Genomic DNA, 18248 nt, shown 5'->3' on the forward strand with positions numbered 1-18248 from the left:
CCGATGGCTTGCCTTCTATAACTTGAAAAATTCTATCTGTCTCTGAAGATCTTCAATCCTGAGTTCGATTTCCCTGGCTGATTCATACACTTCTTTCGATTTTCCTAAAAGATTAGAACTTAGAGAAGAGATGGATTGATTGATCTTGAGAAGTTCATTCCCGGATTTTTCCTGTTTTCCTGTAAGTTCAAAAATAGATTCAGATAAATTTTTCACCTGTTTGCTATATTCCGTTAACTGATCACTTTTCTCATCCTGTTCCACTAAATGTTTATCAGCTATTTCTACGTATTCCCGAAAACGGTTAATAATCTCAGTGATTTCCTGTAAAGATAGAGAAGTATTATCCACATATTCTTTCCCTTTCCTTACCTCTGTCAGCCCATTTAAAACAAGGGATGAAATATTTTTTGCATTGGAAGCGGTTTTTTCAGCAAGCTTCCCGATTTCCTGGGCTACGATAGCAAAGCCCCTTCCATTTTCACCGGCTCTTGCGGCTTCAATAGAAGCATTCAGGGAAAGAAGATTTACCTGATCGGAAATATCTGTAATGATCTTTACAATTTCCGAAATCTTCTTTGTGCTTTCATCAATACGGTTCATACCGGAAATTGTATTATCCATGAGTTGATTACTTTTTCCGGCAATTTCCGAAGCGGTTTGATTTAAAAGTAAAGCTTCCTTTCCCTGTTCTACGCTCAATTGTATCTGTTCTTTTAATTCCTGTAATACACTATAAGTTAAACGATATAATTTGGATTGCTCCCCCGCATTTCCTGTGATTGTATTACTATGATGATGAAGTTCCTGAACCGAATTTCCTGCCTCATTCATAGATGTGGCCAACTCCGAGGTAAAGCGGTTCAGGTCTGTACTCACCGAATTAAAAAGTTGCATTCTGTGACTGATATTCAGGGAGGATTCTTTTACTGTACCCATTATGACTTTTAGCTTCATCACTATTTTATTGAAATTTGTGAACAGGCTTATGAGTTCAAAGTTAGTGGCTTTTGATACATCACACTGTACATTTAAATTTCCATTAAAAAGTTCTGATGAAGATTCAATAAAACTATTAATAGAACGGGTTACGGGTTTAATCATATAAAATGAAAGTAGAAAAATAAGAAATACAGCAACTCCTCCTATCAAAATAAAAATCCAGGTAAATGTATCGATAGGTTTTTGCATACGGGTTGAAGCAATGCTGATAGCACTTTTCCATTCTCTGCCTGTATTTCCAAAATAAATTGGAACACCAATATTATAGATCTTCTGATTGGAAAGTTTAGAATGAGCCGTAAAATAATATTCACCTGCTGCCTTTACTTGAGCAGCTATTTCGGGCTTATCTTTGTAGATTTCTACAAGATTTTTACCCACCAAATCTTTATTAAATGTAGATATGATAGTTCTTTTCTCGGATAGAAGAGTAATGTAACTTTCTTTATCACTTTCATTCTTCGTAGCTTCTATAAAATCATGGATACTTACATCGATTCCGACAACTCCCAGTACCTCATTTTCCTTTCCCATAATGGGTACTACAAGAGAAGTCATAATTATACTCACACCACCAACATTGTACCGATAGGGTTCGATGATCTCTTCTTTTTTTGTTTTTTTGGGAAGGGTATAGTATCCTTCTCCTTTTCCGTCTTCATAATCTCTTGGAGGTTCATAAATCAATTCTCCTTTTGCATTTTTAACCCAATAGGCAATATGTCTTCCGGTTTCATCGTGATAAGGTTTATTTTTATACTTCTCATCTTTTCCATCAAAGCGTCCGGGTTCAAATATAACCCAGACTCCTAAAAAGTTTCCCGATGTACTTTTTTGCATAAAACTTTTTAAAAGTTGTATGGATTCCTCACGGTTAAGAGAGAAACTTTTATCTACTACGCTGGCTCTGTAGATTTTTGCCAGGGCTCTGGCTTCATCAAGGGGAACCTTGAAAAATGCCTGAGTTTTATACGAAGCTGAAATTGCAAGTTGACGGGCATTATTTCGAATTGAATCCAAATATATTTTGCTGAAGTGTGAATAAAAAAATGTTAGAAGTACTGTAATAATCGTTGTAGTAGCCGCAAGCACCGGAAGAATCAGGGTATCATTAAAGTTAAGAAGATATAAACCTTTCTTTCTGGTTTCACTATGCAAAATTCTGCGAGTTAAGAGATATAGTAGAAGTCCAAAAAGACTCCCTTCTATAAAACCTATGAGTAAGAAATAAATAAACTGTGTAATGGAATTATATGCATCTGTAGAGAAATACAGGTATAAATTAAAAATAATAGGCCCGAGATAATTTCCTAAAGCTAAAAGCAGAGAAATACGCCTTGCATACAGTCTGATAAAGCTTAGTTTATCTATATCCTCTTCAGATTTTAAAGAATCCAGATTTTCTATTAGTTTTTTCGTTTCTATATTAAACAGGTAAGTTGAAATCCCAACTATTATAATAATAAGAAGAGATACCGTTTTCAGAACATCAAGAAGTACATTAAAGCCTACAAGATCTAAGAAAAAGGTAATATAAATTACAGGCTCAAGAAGATAAAGCCCCTGAAATAAGAATATTAATTTGTGTTTTATACTCATAGGATTCCAACTCCCTACAAACAGATATTTTATAGGGTTTTAATTAATTCAATCAGTTTCTGTCGTCTGATGTGAATCACAAATACATAGCTCATCCATAATTCGGTAATCAAGTCATGAGAAATTATATGATAAAAATAATTCAAGCCAAGACTAATGAAGGATAAAAGGCTAATCAAAATCGTTACTTTCCAGGAAGACTGCTCGTCACGAACTTTCTCTACAAATAGTTTTAATTGGGTTTCACGATTTCGAGACAGTATAATGCTTCGACGACGTTTCTGCTTATCATCGTTAAGGATCAGATAAAGATGTGTTCCGTATACTATAATATAGAAGTAGCCACCCGTCAAAAAAAATAAACTTAAATACCGTTTAGTATCAATATTCCCATCGTCTTTATAATCCAACCAGAGACCCTTTAAATGAAATAATTCTATGAGAACCAACATCAAGAGAAAGAAAAAATACAGAAGGGATTTCATCGCATCTGAGTGATAGTAATCAATTAGATTAATCACAAAGATTAAGTAAACAGGAAAAGTCGATAGAAGTAAGAGAAAATATAAACTTCCGCCTGATGTAAAGACAAAGAGATTATAAAGGTATATGATTGAAATTAGATGCAACAATCTCTCATCGAGCTCAGGCAAAATTTGATTTTCATAATATAGGGAGAGGGTAATTGGAAAAACTATAACCAAAGCAATTAAAGAGACGATATTGTTGTTAGAAGCTATATCAAGATTAACAAAAGCTAAAGCAAGAATTAGAAGAAAAGAAAAGAAAGCATCTTTAAAGTCTCCTTCCCTGCGGAATGCACGGATAAGAAAAAATGATTTGCCAACATTCAATATTGCATAAAAGCAAAGAAAGAGACTTATACTAATACTTTTTTCTAACATATTCAGGGTTTTATCAGGGTTACCGAGTAAGAGTAATCTTTTGAAGTTCCATCTTTTAATTTAACTCCGGAAATTGTCACCTTATACGTCAAATCAGTACTGGAAGTTTTATTAATTCCGGAAGGAACCCAGACCAGGGTATTATCTCCATAACCTTTTGCTAAAGTTTCTTTTGTCAGGCTAATTGATGTACCATCTGAACTACTCATGTTTACAGATACCGAGCTAAAGTCTGCTTCAGGAATCGCAAAAGACCAGCGGTCATAAACCAGGCTTTGTACTACATATCCCTGAGGAGGCCAGGAGATAAAATCCGGCATAGTCTCAGGATAAGAAGTCAAAGAATTACCGATTACATATAAAGCATTCGCTTTTGAAGTCGACCCGCTCCCGAATAATTTAGCCTTCGAATAGAGAACCCAGCGCCTGTGACCTGCTGCATAATTACTACTACCGGGATCCTGTATATACAGGTCTATAGCAGAGCTATTGGCTGCTCCTAAAGCCAAATTGGACGCTCCTGCTGCATCTTTACCTGTAGTCGTATAGCAGGTCCAGCTTGTAGGTGGGTTATGGTTTAATGAATTATTGGCTTCCATCATAAGAGCTGCTTCCTGAGCCTTTGCACTCAGACTTGAGTCAAGACTAATATCAGGTAAGCCTACTGCTCCTCTAAAATAATTTATTCGGACTTGTACTTTTGTTTGAACATCCGAAGGAACAGTACCTGCAGTACAGGAAGAAGTGCTTCCATTCCAGGTAAAACTTTCAACCTTAGAGGCCACATAACGACTGTTATACTCAGAAAGAACTGTATCTCTTGATTTTTGAGCAGGCAGGGTGGTTAAAGTGCTACCTGCTGCCTGAGATGAAGACGCCAAAAGAGCCAGCAGGGCCAGAGTTCCGCTATTATCCTTATCCTCTTTCTTTACCAGGGAACAGGAAAAGATGAATAATAATAAAAAAGAATAAATGATGTATCTCATGGACTTATTCTGTAAATGGGTAAATAAAAGTCAATTTAGATGTTTTTTATCCTGTAAATAAAACGTCACATTTTAATGAGGGTGCTGTCATGAAAACAAGATATACTATACTACCAATACTATTTTTATTAGGTCTTATCAGCTGTAACTTTGTTGCAAGCAATAAAAGCGAAGGAAACGGCGCAAGGGTTCTCGCGTTAAACTATGACCCTTCCACAGTCAATAGTGGAGATGCCTACAAACAGACGAAGCTTTCGGTGCAGGGGAAGCTGAGCTACCCGGATGGAACTCCTATAGAATACGCAAATCTTAATATCAAATCCGCAGGTCTAACAACCTCTCTTTCTGTTCGTTCTACTTCCGGCTACTTAAGTTTCGGAGACGTGGATGTAGACAGGGGAGAAATCGAAGGCGTTCTCTTTCTTAAAAAAGTAAGCGATGAAACGGATATCAAATCCTATACCCTCTACTGGGCGAATGCCGATAACATAAGCCTTTCGAAAATCGCTACTTTCTACAAGACGGGCACTGACCCGAGCTATGTTTTTAAAGAAAATACTCCCATTTATACGGGAGCCAAAAAGTTCACCTTCTTTAGTGTAGACAAATCAGGTAATGAAACCCTTCTCGAAGCACTGGAATTCAAGGATTCGGGTCCTTCTTTCAGTACGGACGAAAACGGGAATTATACTATTATACTCGGTCTGGGTAAATCGAAGATAGGTGTGTCGAAAGACGGGAAAGATTTGGGTGATATCTCTATATCGATAGAATCTGTAGATGCGAAGCCCATCCCGGAAGTTACATCCAGTGAATTTTCAGCCGTTGTCACCGGAGTTACTCAGCTAAGCCCTGAAGACGTGAAAGCCCTCGAATCGGTTACCAAACCCACTGTCCCTCCGTCTACTATCAGTTTCACGGACACGGACCCTGACGCCTTGCAGCTCGGAGGAGAAATTCTCATAGGCAAAGCCAGTGCTGAATCGAATATCACACACTACGGTCTTTACTTTGCACAGTCTGCTACTGTTAAAGCGAGGCTCTTAGCATTTATTGCAAAAACAGGTTCCGATATCAAGGTAACGATTTCCGGTAATCTACCTATTCCCGAAGGAAGTCAATACCTAATGGTTGTAAGTAAAAATACGGCCGGTGAGATGTCTACAGGACCTTCGGTTCTTATTAATGACTATGTGAAACCTCCGACTGCACCGAGTCTGACTGCGGCTTCTATTTCATTCACAGATACAGATAACACCCAGAACGCAATAGCTGGACAGGTGAGTATAACAAAAGCCTCAGACGAATCCAATATTGATTCCTATGTACTTTACTGGGGTAATTCGGCAACGACCAGACTCAGCACCACTCCGATAGCAGAACTGAACAAGACCGGGGCGAACCTCGTTTATAATGTGGCTACTAATACAGCTATACCCGCAGGAGCCACGCACTTTCTCGTCTTTACAAAAAATGCAGTAGGGGAGATGGTTACCGGAATCTCAGTCGCCATTGTTGATACTCTTCCGAATGCGAAAGAAATCACATCTTTTTCTATCCCGTCTATTCCGCAGGCAACAGCTATCATTACAGGAACAAACATTGCTCTGAATATTCCTTTTGGGAATGCCATAACTAATTTGGTGGCAGGATTTACTACTACAGGAGCTTCCGTTAAAATCGGAACGACTGTGCAGGTGAGCGGAACAACTGCAAACGATTTTACGAACCCCTTAACGTACACCGTCACCGCAGTCGATGGAAGCACACAGAACTATACCGTTACGACTACTGTAGCAGCAAATCAGGCTCCTGTTGCATCCAGTGTTACATTCAGTGGAAGTATAACTCTTGCTTCTTCTCTTACCGGGACTTTTAGTTATTCTGATCCTGACGGTCATACCGCCGGAACCCATACGTATCAGTGGTATCGCTGTACAGATAACACAAGTGCTCCACCTACAAACTGCTCGGCTATCAGCGGTGCAACCGGAATCACATATACACTTACTATAGCTGATGATTTGAAATACATTCGATTTGCTGTCACTCCAGTGGATCAGTATGCACTCGCCGGAACTATGGTTTATTCAAGTCCCTCTGTTCTTCTTAACTTCGCTCCCGTGGCGGGAAACAGCGGAAATTTAAGTATCAGCTCCCTGGCTGACACATCGTTAACCGTCAATTGGACGGCAGCTACAGACGGAACTCCCCAAAGCTCCATGCAATATCTTCTGTATCAATCTTCCAGTAATAATATAGCTACCATTGCCAATATGGAAGCCAATGGAACAGCCATAGGCACTTATACCAGTAACATTATCTCAAAAGCCGTTACAGGACTCACTATTAATAACACCTATTACTTCAATGTAATCGCTCTCGATGCCAACGGGAATAAGACTGCCTACACAATGATTTCCGCAACTACCGTAAGATACACCTTTGCTGATAGCCAAATACCTCCTGGCTGGTCATTTGCCGGAAATGCAAGCTGGTTTATTACTTCTACTGATTGTTCAAGTAATGGAGTGGAGGCACCCTGTTTACGTTCGGGTGTTATTACCGACAGTCAGACAACAAGTATCACCGCTACGATTACGGTTACCAATAGTGCTATAAGTTTTCACAGAAAAGTCGCCGGAGAAGATTGCTGCGATAAGTGTGAATTTAAAATAGATGGTGTTGTTCAAAGCGGCGAGCCGGTTGCAGCGGTCGACCAGATGTATAATTTCCCCATTTCAAATGGTTCTCACACAGTAGAATGGAGATATTATAAGGATGGAAGTGTAACCACACCACCGGATGCCTGCTTTATCGACAATATCAGCTATTAGGATTTCTACTTGACCGTCAGGGAGTTTTCGACTAATTCTGTTTTAGTATGATAAAACTTCCCTACGGCATTATGAATTTTGAAAAAATCATTAGTGGTGGCTATTTCTACCAGGATAGAACGGCTTTTATTGAAAAATGCGAGAATACTGCCAGCACTCTTTTCTGTGTGCGTCCGCGGCGTATGGGAAAAACTCTCTGGCTTGATACTCTGGCCAATTACTACGACATCAAAAGAAAAGATCGGTTCGAAAAGCTTTTCAGCCATCTTTACATAGGGAAAAATCCAACCGGCAGGCAAAATTCTTATCTCATCCTGCATCTTGATTTTTCTACCATTCAGGTTTCGAATGATATAAAAGAAATTGAAAATAGCTTTCATAGGTATATTACCACTGTGATTCGAGAATTTCTCATAAAATATAAGGATTGTATAGCAGACTTTCCGGTCGCATTTGAGAGGGAGAATGCTATTGATTCCATGAATTCCTTAATCAGTGTGATTAAATTATCCGAGCACAAACTTTACATTCTGATTGATGAATATGATAATTTCACCAATGAGTTAATCAGCACCAATAGAACCACAGATTATGCAAGGCTTGTTACGGGTGATGGTCTGTTGAAATCGTTTTTCAAGGTTATCAAGTCGGGTAATATCGGGGCCATAGATAGAACCTTTGTCACCGGTGTAACCCCGGTAACTCTTACCGACATGTCGAGTGCCTACAACATTTCAACTCCGATTAGCCTCTCTGCCAATTATAACAATCTCTTTGGTTTTACAGAAAAAGAAGTAGAGTCGATCTTAGAGCCCATACTGGCTGAAGTTGATATGAGTTCGCACAGGGACGAGATTTTATCTATTATGCGGCATTACTATAACGGTTATAAATTTTCCAAAAAGCATAGTGATACTATTTATAATCCAACCTTAACCATCTTTTTTTTGAATAAGCTTATAGAAGAAAGAGGGATTCCCGAACAGTTATACGACCGTAACCTTGAGATGGATGGTAACAAACTGGATCATATTACCAAATTGAGTTCGGTTCATGATAAGGTTTTCCGTTTATTAGAGAATGAAGAGAAGATCTCTATTTCGCATTTAGTGGAAGATTTTAAGCTCAGTGAGCTATTGACTATGGATGAGCAATCGGAGAGATACCTCTGGTCGTATCTGTTCTATTATGGAATCCTGACCTTCGGAGGTATGGATGCATTTAATACTGTATTAAAGATACCGAATAATATCTCCCGGCATTTCTATTATGACAGGATACGTCAGGCACTCTTTCCGGCCAAATTGGAAGCGAGTGATGTGCAGAAGGAGTTTTTCATCCACCTCGATTTACCGGTTTTGCAAACCTTTTTAGAGAAAACAGTTCTACCCTATCTTTCTAATAGGGACTATATCCGTGCGAATGAAGTTTCCATGAAGATCATGTTTCTGTCACTCATGCTCCGAGACGACCTGTATATAATCGATAGTGAGAAAGAAATTCTGAGAAACTACAGTGACCTTCTGTATATCGGTCGTGGTGAGACTCGCAAGAGATTTGGCTTAAAAGACATTCTGATAGAGTTTAAATTTGTAAAGATAAGCGAGACGAATTTGAGTCAGGAAGAGATCAGAGTTCTGGCGGAAAAAGAGCTGGAAAGTCTGCCCGGAGTCAAGGAAAAGTTAGAGGAAGCGGAAAATCAACTTGGAAGTTATAAAGAGAAGATAGAAGATAAGTTTTATAAGCATAACCGTTTTTTCTCAGACATGAGCGACTTTGCCATTCATCCCCTGTGCATATTATTCATAGGTTTTGAACGGGTGCTGGTTCGCGCCAGCTACTGATTAGAATGGCCGTACCGGTTGTCTATTTTAGTATGATAAAACTTCCTTAAAGTCTAATTGCCATTAATTATAATCTGTATCTTTTTCTTTTTTTATTTATATATATTATTAAGAAATCTACTGACTAATTCGTCTATTTTTTCTGGGTGCTGTCATGAAAACAAGATATACTATACTACCAATACTATTTTTATTAGGTCTTATCAGCTGTAACTTTGTTGCAAGCAATAAAAGCGAAGGAAACGGCGCAAGGGTTCTCGCGTTAAACTATGACCCTTCCACAGTCAATAGTGGAGATGCCTACAAACAGACGAAGCTTTCGGTGCAGGGGAAGCTGAGCTACCCGGATGGAACTCCTATAGAATACGCAAATCTTAATATCAAATCCGCAGGTCTAACAACCTCTCTTTCTGTTCGTTCTACTTCCGGCTACTTAAGTTTCGGAGACGTGGATGTAGACAGGGGAGAAATCGAAGGCGTTCTCTTTCTTAAAAAAGTAAGCGATGAAACGGATATCAAATCCTATACCCTCTACTGGGCGAATGCCGATAACATAAGCCTTTCGAAAATCGCTACTTTCTACAAGACGGGCACTGACCCGAGCTATGTTTTTAAAGAAAATACTCCCATTTATACGGGAGCCAAAAAGTTCACCTTCTTTAGTGTAGACAAATCAGGTAATGAAACCCTTCTCGAAGCACTGGAATTCAAGGATTCGGGTCCTTCTTTCAGTACGGACGAAAACGGGAATTATACTATTATACTCGGTCTGGGTAAATCGAAGATAGGTGTGTCGAAAGACGGGAAAGATTTGGGTGATATCTCTATATCGATAGAATCTGTAGATGCGAAGCCCATCCCGGAAGTTACATCCAGTGAATTTTCAGCCGTTGTCACCGGAGTTACTCAGCTAAGCCCTGAAGACGTGAAAGCCCTCGAATCGGTTACCAAACCCACTGTCCCTCCGTCTACTATCAGTTTCACGGACACGGACCCTGACGCCTTGCAGCTCGGAGGAGAAATTCTCATAGGCAAAGCCAGTGCTGAATCGAATATCACACACTACGGTCTTTACTTTGCACAGTCTGCTACTGTTAAAGCGAGGCTCTTAGCATTTATTGCAAAAACAGGTTCCGATATCAAGGTAACGATTTCCGGTAATCTACCTATTCCCGAAGGAAGTCAATACCTAATGGTTGTAAGTAAAAATACGGCCGGTGAGATGTCTACAGGACCTTCGGTTCTTATTAATGACTATGTGAAACCTCCGACTGCACCGAGTCTGACTGCGGCTTCTATTTCATTCACAGATACAGATAACACCCAGAACGCAATAGCTGGACAGGTGAGTATAACAAAAGCCTCAGACGAATCCAATATTGATTCCTATGTACTTTACTGGGGTAATTCGGCAACGACCAGACTCAGCACCACTCCGATAGCAGAACTGAACAAGACCGGGGCGAACCTCGTTTATAATGTGGCTACTAATACAGCTATACCCGCAGGAGCCACGCACTTTCTCGTCTTTACAAAAAATGCAGTAGGGGAGATGGTTACCGGAATCTCAGTCGCCATTGTTGATACTCTTCCGAATGCGAAAGAAATCACATCTTTTTCTATCCCGTCTATTCCGCAGGCAACAGCTATCATTACAGGAACAAACATTGCTCTGAATATTCCTTTTGGGAATGCCATAACTAATTTGGTGGCAGGATTTACTACTACAGGAGCTTCCGTTAAAATCGGAACGACTGTGCAGGTGAGCGGAACAACTGCAAACGATTTTACGAACCCCTTAACGTACACCGTCACCGCAGTCGATGGAAGCACACAGAACTATACCGTTACGACTACTGTAGCAGCAAATCAGGCTCCTGTTGCATCCAGTGTTACATTCAGTGGAAGTATAACTCTTGCTTCTTCTCTTACCGGGACTTTTAGTTATTCTGATCCTGACGGTCATACAGCCGGAACCCATACGTATCAGTGGTATCGCTGTACAGATAACACAAGTGCTCCACCTACAAACTGCTCGGCGATTAGCGGTGCAACCGGAATCACATATACACTTACTATAGCCGATGATTTGAAATACATTCGATTTGCTGTCACTCCAGTGGATCAGTATGCACTCGCCGGAACTATGGTTTATAGTGCAGCGAGCAATATCGCAGACTTAACTGCTCCGACTTTAAGTAAAAATGTTTTGAATATTACAGGTCTCAGTGCCACCTCGGCCACCTTGAGCTGGACTGCGGCTAGTGATACTGTAACAACTCAGGCCAGCTTGCAGTATCTTCTATACTATTCTTCCAATTCGACCATGACTACGGTAGCTGAGATTGAAGCAAATGGTACTCCTGTTGGCTCTTACACATCGAACCTGCTGACTCAGACCGCCTCGGGACTTACATCCAATACGGCTTATTATTTCAATGTAATTGTTAAAGATGAAGCCGGAAATAAAACAGCTTACAAAACACACAGGGATTTCCCTTTCAGCGGTATGGTTGCTTATTATCCTTTCAATAATAACGCTACAGATATTATTTCAGGTTTAAATGGCACAATTTATGGTTCGGTAAGTCCTACAAGCGACATTGAGGGGAATCCAAATACTGCCTATAGTTTCGATGGTTCTACCGGTTATATTCTCACTTCTTCCAATGTTGGAATTGCAGGCACTTCAGCCAGAACTTTATCTGTTCGAATAAAATCTTCCACCACGAGCTTTGGAGACTATTCCCATATCATTGACTGGGGTAGTTTTGGCTTTTTTATCAATAATACCGGTAATTCCATAGGATTCTGGGGAGGTGGAACCAACAATTTAACCGCTCAGACAATTACAACATCCTGGGAAAACTGGCTTGTTAGCTATGATGGTACTAATTTCAACGTATATAAGAATGGCATAAAAGTTTTGGGGCCTACAAGCCAGGTAATTAATACTACAGATTCACCACTCAGAATTGGTTATAGAAGTGATGGTACTCTTTTTTTCCCGGGTATAATTGATGATATTCGGATTTATAATCGTGCTCTTACAGATGCCGAAGCATTAGTTATAGCTGGGAAATATACCTTTAGTGGACCTTTAACTAACTTTGATATTTCCCTCCTTCACGGTTGGAGCATTTGCTACCAGGAAACCTATGCCGCTACCACTACAACTGTTAGCTCGGTTCTTTCATCCTGCAACAAGGCAAATTTAATGATGGCCTGCCGCTTAGTTGCTTCACCTAATTCTATTATCCTGGCAGCTTATGCACCCAGAGCTGATGTGACTTTTGCCACAGGAGCAAATACTACTTCATTCCATAATGCAAATGGAGTAGACTGGTACTTTGATAGTTCCGGAGGGGGAAGTGATTCCTGGGGTTTTGCCGGTGCCGGAACTGGAGTAAGCAAAAGTAATTGTGATACCGGTTCTGTAAGTCCCGAACTTCGTCTGTGCTGGCATACTCCCACTTCCGGAGTTGTAAATTCCGGTTATCGCTGTGGTTCAACCACCAGTACCGGTGCAACTTATGAAAGACTCATTTTTCATGCAGACTGAGACTCTGCTTGAAAAGTGTTCTTTTTCGCAAATTACTTGACCGTCAGGGAGTTTTCGACTAATTCTGTTTTAGTATGATAAAACTTCCCTACGGCATTATGAATTTTGAAAAAATCATTAGTGGTGGCTATTTCTACCAGGATAGAACGGCTTTTATTGAAAAATGCGAGAATACTGCCAGCACTCTTTTCTGTGTGCGTCCGCGGCGTATGGGAAAAACTCTCTGGCTTGATACTCTGGCCAATTACTACGACATCAAAAGAAAAGATCGGTTCGAAAAGCTTTTCAGCCATCTTTACATAGGGAAAAATCCAACCGGCAGGCAAAATTCTTATCTCATCCTGCATCTTGATTTTTCTACCATTCAGGTTTCGAATGATATAAAAGAAATTGAAAATAGCTTTCATAGGTATATTACCACTGTGATTCGAGAATTTCTCATAAAATATAAGGATTGTATAGCAGACTTTCCGGTCGCATTTGAGAGGGAGAATGCTATTGATTCCATGAATTCCTTAATCAGTGTGATTAAATTATCCGAGCACAAACTTTACATTCTGATTGATGAATATGATAATTTCACCAATGAGTTAATCAGCACCAATAGAACCACAGATTATGCAAGGCTTGTTACGGGTGATGGTCTGTTGAAATCGTTTTTCAAGGTTATCAAGTCGGGTAATATCGGGGCCATAGATAGAACCTTTGTCACCGGTGTAACCCCGGTAACTCTTACCGACATGTCGAGTGCCTACAACATTTCAACTCCGATTAGCCTCTCTGCCAATTATAACAATCTCTTTGGTTTTACAGAAAAAGAAGTAGAGTCGATCTTAGAGCCCATACTGGCTGAAGTTGATATGAGTTCGCACAGGGACGAGATTTTATCTATTATGCGGCATTACTATAACGGTTATAAATTTTCCAAAAAGCATAGTGATACTATTTATAATCCAACCTTAACCATCTTTTTTTTGAATAAGCTTATAGAAGAAAGAGGGATTCCCGAACAGTTATACGACCGTAACCTTGAGATGGATGGTAACAAACTGGATCATATTACCAAATTGAGTTCGGTTCATGATAAGGTTTTCCGTTTATTAGAGAATGAAGAGAAGATCTCTATTTCGCATTTAGTGGAAGATTTTAAGCTCAGTGAGCTATTGACTATGGATGAGCAATCGGAGAGATACCTCTGGTCGTATCTGTTCTATTATGGAATCCTGACCTTCGGAGGTATGGATGCATTTAATACTGTATTAAAGATACCGAATAATATCTCCCGGCATTTCTATTATGACAGGATACGTCAGGCACTCTTTCCGGCCAAATTGGAAGCGAGTGATGTGCAGAAGGAGTTTTTCATCCACCTCGATTTACCGGTTTTGCAAACCTTTTTAGAGAAAACAGTTCTACCCTATCTTTCTAATAGGGACTATATCCGTGCGAATGAAGTTTCCATGAAGATCATGTTTCTGTCACTCATGCTCCGAGACGACCTGTATATAATCGATAGTGAGAAAGAAATTCTGAGAAACTACAGTGACCTTCTGTATATCGGTCGTGGTGAGACTCGCAAGAGATTTGGCTTAAAAGACATTCTGATAGAGTTTAAATTTGTAAAGATAAGCGAGACGAATTTGAGTCAGGAAGAGATCAGAGTTCTGGCGGAAAAAGAGCTGGAAAGTCTGCCCGGAGTCAAGGAAAAGTTAGAGGAAGCGGAAAATCAACTTGGAAGTTATAAAGAGAAGATAGAAGATAAGTTTTATAAGCATAACCGTTTTTTCTCAGACATGAGCGACTTTGCCATTCATCCCCTGTGCATATTATTCATAGGTTTTGAACGGGTGCTGGTTCGCTCTTGCGTAAGATCGAAGTTCTCTTGAACATCACTTTATGAGGGAGGTCCCGTTCCTCGAATGATAGCTTTCTCCTATCAGGCAAAAGCTTTTATAAAGTCTTTACTTCTGTTTTCACCAAAATCCTTTTTATAGCGAAAAACTATTCTAAACATACAATTTTTTCTCTCCATTTCACAAATGCGAAATAGTTCCAAGAACGACCTGCGGATATTCTAAGAAGATTACGGAGGATTACCTTGAAAATTAAATTTATTAAATCACTATTAATCATCTTATCCCTCTCAATTACAGGCATGATAAATGCTCAGGAAAAACAGAGTGATAAGGATGAAAGAGATAAAAACAAAAGAGAAGAACAGCAAACACAGAAAGAAAAAGACAGGAAAAAAGAAAAGCTTAAACCCAGAAAAGGTTTTGTATTCAAAGGCGGGATATGGGGTGCCGGTGGAAAATTCGATCCGGGGTTACAGGAAAAGTATAGAATGGATGATCTTTTCAACGGTTTTAATATAGGATTTTATAATATGGATTGGGGCAAAGGAAATGAAACCAATTTTCTCAATCCTGTTGGTCTGGATTATTATATTGATGAAGTCGGTCCCGGTTTTGTATTATATCTATAAGTTACTTTTGTATTTATCCCTAATTTTATTCTCCTGTAAGTTCGGGGAATCTTTTCCGCGGGCAAAAGCAGGAATTCTGGATCTTCAAAATTGGGATTTTAAAACAAATCCTATTCTTCAACTGGAAGGTGAATGGGAGTTTTACTGGAATGAATTTTGTTTTTCTAATAAAGGAAATTTGAATCCTGTTTGTAATCCGGAGAAAAAAACATCTTTTATCAATATGCCAAAACTATGGAACAGTCTTTCCTATATAAATAGCAATCCTCCCATCTCCGGGATCGGATATGCCACACACAGGCTATTTATCCAAACAAATACTGAAGAAGTGCTGGCTCTAAGACTACAAAATGTATATACAGCTTACAAGCTTTGGGTCAATGGTGTCTTACTTGTAGAGGTAGGTCATGTATCAACCAGTTCCACTCACGGAAAACCCAGATTATTTCCTGTAATTGTTGATTTACCCTCTGCAAAAAATGGAATTGAAATAATATTACAGATTTCTAATTTTTATCATAAAAAAGGAGGTGCCTGGAGAAAAATTTATCTGGGTCCAAAAGAAAAAATCTTATTAGAAAAAGAATTAGATACAGGAATAGATTTATTTATTAGTGGTTGCCTTTGCTTTGTAGGTTTTTATCATATTATATATTTCTACTATAGAAAAAAGGACAGAGCTACTTTTTATTTTGGTGCCTTTTCTCTTGTGATTGCCTTACGAATTCTTTTAGTGGAAGAACCCTTTCTTTATAGGGTAATTCCTAACTTTCCTTATAATCTTGGGATGAAACTAGAGTTTTTAACTTCTTTTCTGCCTGCACCTTTATTTGTACTGTTTATTAGCGAATTTTTATATTTCACCGGATTGCAAAAAAATAATAGGATTGACTATAGTATTACCTTTCCTCAATTTATTTTCTCTGCTTTTATCATGTTTATACCTCCTTCCATTTTTACTCATACCCTTCCTATTTTATATATATTTATTATAATCTCTATATTATACGTTATAGTTAAATTATCTATAGCCATAAAAGAAAAAACCATAGGAGCTTATTTTATATCTTTTACTTTTATTATATTACTAATCTTTTCAATTAATGATGTCCTATATACTGAAACTATTATTAATACAGGTTATTATATTTCTTATGGATTTTTATTTTAGCGCATAGACTTGCCATGGTAAAAGAATTTGCTGTTGTAAGGAATAGTCTGGAAAAACTAAACAAAAGCTTAGAATTAGAAGTGGAAGAAAGAACGAGTCAATACAAGAAAGAAAAACAGAAAGCTGAGGAAGCCAATTTATTAAAGGACAAATTTCTTTCCCTGGTGACTCATGACTTAAGATCTCCCATAAGCGGTGTCAAAACCAATATAGACTATGTATTAACAGCGAAAAATCTAAACAAAGAAGAAAAGGAAGCAATTCTAAAAGATAACAGTATTACATTGGATAATCTATCTTCAATGATAAATCGTTTATTAGACTTAAACCGTTTAAAGACCGATTTCTATAAACTAAACTACAGGCACACAGATCTGCAAAAACTTGTAGCTGAAGTTTTCAATCGTTTATCTTCTATTGCCAAAAATAAAAATATAGAACTCATCAACCTTGTGCCGGAAGATACAATTCTAACTATAGATGAGGATTTATTTTCAGAACTTATCTATAATCTATGCCATAATGCAATTAAATTTAGCCCGCCCGCACGTACGGTAAAAGTACATCATTATATACAAAACGGACATCGAATAATTGTCGAAGATAGTGGTTTTGGCATGAGTAAAGAACAGATTTTGAACATTTGGAAGGATAGCTATTTCAAACAGACTCCGGGAACAAATGGGGAAATAGGTTCCGGCATAGGACTTCTTCTCTGTAAAGAAATCCTTAAATTACACGGAGGGGAAATGAAAGTCGAGTCGACACCTCACGAGAAAACCCTATTTGAAATCAGGGTACCCTTAAATGAAAAAATAATTTTTGCTCTTGTAAGTAAAGAAGAGTTTTTATCTTTGACAAAGTCTAAGGATTTATCTGCCATGTATATACACTGTGCAAATAATGATGAGCTAATATCAATCAGCCATAATGTTCTACCGGATTTGATTTTAACCGAATGGGAATCCCAGCTATCTCTAAATATTTTGGAAAAAAATGTTGATCTTTCGATGGTTCCAATCATAAAAATAGCTGAATATAAACAGAAAATATGACAAACGTTCTACTATTAGATGATCATAATGCTATCACAACCGGCTTAAAATATTCACTTGAGAAATCGGGATATTTTGAAATAAAAAAAATACTAAACTCAGCAGATCATTTAATAGACTTTTTATATTCTGAGAAAATACACCTGGTTATTACCGATATCAACATGCCCGGGAAAAATATATTCGAAGTAATCCCAACGGTAAAAAAACAATTTCCCTATATTAAAATTATTGTTTATACTATGTTCGATAGTGAAGGTTATTTTCGTGATGCAAATAATGTGGGTGTTAATGGATATATTCTTAAGACGGAAAATTTGGATAATATGATACCAACAGTGCAAAATATTATGGCAGGAATTTACTATTGCTCTAAGCAACTTAAGAAGTTCTTAAAAGATGAACTTTTATTTAATGAAAAAGAACATATAATTTTAAAGAATCTTTTGGAAGGTCATAAACCGGCAGAAATTGCAAAAATCCTTGGAAAATCAAAAAGAATGGTGGAATATCATCTAAGCAATATTCGAGATAAACTTGGAGTTAGAAGTAATATAGAGTTAATTATTAAATATAAAGATATGTATTAATTCATCTTTGTAGCCTGGAAAATACAGCTATATTGTAAAAGCTTATAAACAAAAAACTCCCTGAACGGACCTTTGGTGCAATATTGCAGCCGAACGCTGTGCTTCGGTACGAGTGGATAAAAAAAAGGGAACCGTTCAAAATATACTATATATCGGTAGATAAATAGATTTCAAACAGTTCCCATGAAAAGGGGCAGTAAAAATCAAAACGT

The 18248-nt window shown here is 38.3% G+C and carries 11 protein-coding genes; 8 read left to right on the forward strand and 3 right to left on the reverse strand.

Features of this window, described 5'->3' with window-relative positions:
* Window positions 1-15 precede the first annotated feature (15 nt).
* The 3 genes from H7A25_20490 to H7A25_20500 are packed head-to-tail and all read right to left on the reverse strand — an operon-like array spanning window position 16 to window position 4492.
* A complete protein-coding gene (locus H7A25_20490) occupies window positions 16-2601 on the reverse strand; it encodes a methyl-accepting chemotaxis protein (protein ID MCP5502286.1) in 2586 nt (861 codons plus the stop codon).
* Window positions 2602-2630: 29 nt separating this feature from the next.
* Window positions 2631-3506 (reverse strand): hypothetical protein, encoded by an 876-nt coding sequence (locus tag H7A25_20495; GenBank protein ID MCP5502287.1) that lies wholly within the window; start codon window positions 3504-3506, stop codon window positions 2631-2633.
* Window positions 3507-3508: 2 nt separating this feature from the next.
* Complete coding sequence (locus H7A25_20500; GenBank protein ID MCP5502288.1) at window positions 3509-4492, reverse strand: CAP domain-containing protein; 984 nt, start codon at window positions 4490-4492, stop codon at window positions 3509-3511.
* Window positions 4493-4581: 89 nt separating this feature from the next.
* Between H7A25_20500 and H7A25_20505 the strand changes: the two genes are divergently transcribed.
* From H7A25_20505 to H7A25_20540, 8 genes are all read left to right on the forward strand, one after another.
* The gene (locus H7A25_20505) at window positions 4582-7329 is read left to right on the forward strand and encodes a hypothetical protein (GenBank protein MCP5502289.1); all 2748 of its coding nucleotides are present in this window, start codon (window positions 4582-4584) and stop codon (window positions 7327-7329) included.
* A 71-nt stretch (window positions 7330-7400) separates the two neighbouring features.
* Window positions 7401-9173 carry an AAA family ATPase gene (locus tag H7A25_20510; GenBank protein MCP5502290.1) on the forward strand — a complete coding sequence of 591 codons (1773 nt, stop codon included), beginning with the start codon at window positions 7401-7403 and terminating at the stop codon, window positions 9171-9173.
* Between the two features lie 154 nt (window positions 9174-9327).
* Window positions 9328-12735, forward strand: coding sequence for a hypothetical protein (locus H7A25_20515; protein MCP5502291.1), 3408 nt, complete (start codon window positions 9328-9330; stop codon window positions 12733-12735).
* A gap of 98 nt (window positions 12736-12833) precedes the next feature.
* Window positions 12834-14621 carry an AAA family ATPase gene (locus H7A25_20520; protein MCP5502292.1) on the forward strand — a complete coding sequence of 596 codons (1788 nt, stop codon included), beginning with the start codon at window positions 12834-12836 and terminating at the stop codon, window positions 14619-14621.
* A gap of 212 nt (window positions 14622-14833) precedes the next feature.
* Window positions 14834-15220, forward strand: a complete 387-nt coding sequence (locus tag H7A25_20525; GenBank protein ID MCP5502293.1) for a hypothetical protein — start codon at window positions 14834-14836, stop codon at window positions 15218-15220.
* On the forward strand, window positions 15183-16391 hold the full coding sequence (locus H7A25_20530; protein ID MCP5502294.1) for a 7TM-DISM domain-containing protein: 1209 nt from the start codon (window positions 15183-15185) through the stop codon (window positions 16389-16391). Before H7A25_20525 ends, H7A25_20530 begins: the two co-directional genes overlap by 38 nt.
* Window positions 16392-16405: 14 nt before the next feature.
* A complete protein-coding gene (locus H7A25_20535) occupies window positions 16406-17446 on the forward strand; it encodes a HAMP domain-containing histidine kinase (GenBank protein ID MCP5502295.1) in 1041 nt (346 codons plus the stop codon).
* Window positions 17443-18036: a response regulator transcription factor gene (locus H7A25_20540; GenBank protein ID MCP5502296.1), complete on the forward strand. Its 594-nt coding sequence runs from the start codon at window positions 17443-17445 to the stop codon at window positions 18034-18036. The genes H7A25_20535 and H7A25_20540 overlap by 4 nt, the downstream gene beginning before the upstream one ends.
* Window positions 18037-18248: the final 212 nt, after the last annotated feature.

The organism is Leptospiraceae bacterium, assembly GCA_024233835.1.
In the GTDB taxonomy this organism is placed as follows: Bacteria; Spirochaetota; Leptospiria; order Leptospirales; family Leptospiraceae; genus JACKPC01.

Coding starts and splice junctions, on each gene's coding strand:
- H7A25_20490 (MCP5502286.1), bottom strand. CDS start 2,601: ATGAGTATAAAACACAAATTAATATTCTTATTTCAGGGGCTTTATCTT.
- H7A25_20495 (MCP5502287.1), bottom strand. CDS start 3,506: ATGTTAGAAAAAAGTATTAGTATAAGTCTCTTTCTTTGCTTTTATGCA.
- H7A25_20500 (MCP5502288.1), bottom strand. CDS start 4,492: ATGAGATACATCATTTATTCTTTTTTATTATTATTCATCTTTTCCTGT.
- H7A25_20505 (MCP5502289.1), top strand. CDS start 4,582: ATGAAAACAAGATATACTATACTACCAATACTATTTTTATTAGGTCTT.
- H7A25_20510 (MCP5502290.1), top strand. CDS start 7,401: ATGAATTTTGAAAAAATCATTAGTGGTGGCTATTTCTACCAGGATAGA.
- H7A25_20515 (MCP5502291.1), top strand. CDS start 9,328: ATGAAAACAAGATATACTATACTACCAATACTATTTTTATTAGGTCTT.
- H7A25_20520 (MCP5502292.1), top strand. CDS start 12,834: ATGAATTTTGAAAAAATCATTAGTGGTGGCTATTTCTACCAGGATAGA.
- H7A25_20535 (MCP5502295.1), top strand. CDS start 16,406: ATGGTAAAAGAATTTGCTGTTGTAAGGAATAGTCTGGAAAAACTAAAC.
- H7A25_20540 (MCP5502296.1), top strand. CDS start 17,443: ATGACAAACGTTCTACTATTAGATGATCATAATGCTATCACAACCGGC.